2 protein-coding genes are annotated in these 586 nt (G+C 42.8%); both read right to left on the reverse strand.

Going from position 1 to position 586, the window contains the following annotated elements; translation table 11 throughout:
* A partial coding sequence (locus AB4486_RS26085; RefSeq protein WP_372119651.1) for a YjbH domain-containing protein occupies positions 1 to 472 on the reverse strand: 472 nt, incomplete at its 3' end.
* Positions 472 to 586: capsule biosynthesis GfcC family protein (locus AB4486_RS26090; protein WP_372119653.1), on the reverse strand; the 115-nt coding region annotated here is incomplete at its 5' end. The genes AB4486_RS26090 and AB4486_RS26085, both read right to left, overlap by 1 nt.

Genomic DNA, 586 nt, shown 5'->3' on the forward strand with positions numbered 1-586 from the left:
CGCCTACTGACACTTCTGGTAAGTAGTACCCTTCTTCGATTAAACGCAGTTTAAAGTCGATGCCTTTATCTGTGTATTTAGTACAGCCACTGAATGAGTTTTGAGAGCAATCTTGATTGCCACCACCGCTATAAAAGAGATCTTGTACTTGTGTATAACGAATGGTGGTTTCAAGCCAAGGCATCACCTGCAGGCTCACGTTATAAAAGTAGTATTCGTTATTAAACGAGGCGCTAAAGTTGAACTCACCTTCTGGTGCCATTCGGCCTGTTGGCATTTGCATTAAGCCAACACCACCAAAGTTCATTTGCGATGTTCTGTATTCAGTGTCGTCGAATGATGATTTTTCTGCTCGAATCGAAGAGGAATCTATGGTTGTTTCGGCAAAAACGGAAGCACTGTTGGTCATTAATAAAGCACAGGTAACCGATGCACACACTGCCGATAGAGGGAATGATTTCTGTTTCAGCATTACAGGCCAACCTTATGACGTAGCAAATCGACAATATCTTGGTTCAACGTTGAGTATTCCGATGGCAAAGAGTAGAACGCCATAAATACGATGGCACCTGGTGCTAAGTAAACC

Origin of the sequence: Vibrio sp. 10N.222.55.C6 (genome assembly GCF_041473395.1) — a bacterium.
GTDB classification, from domain to species: Bacteria; Pseudomonadota; Gammaproteobacteria; order Enterobacterales; family Vibrionaceae; genus Vibrio; species Vibrio crassostreae_C.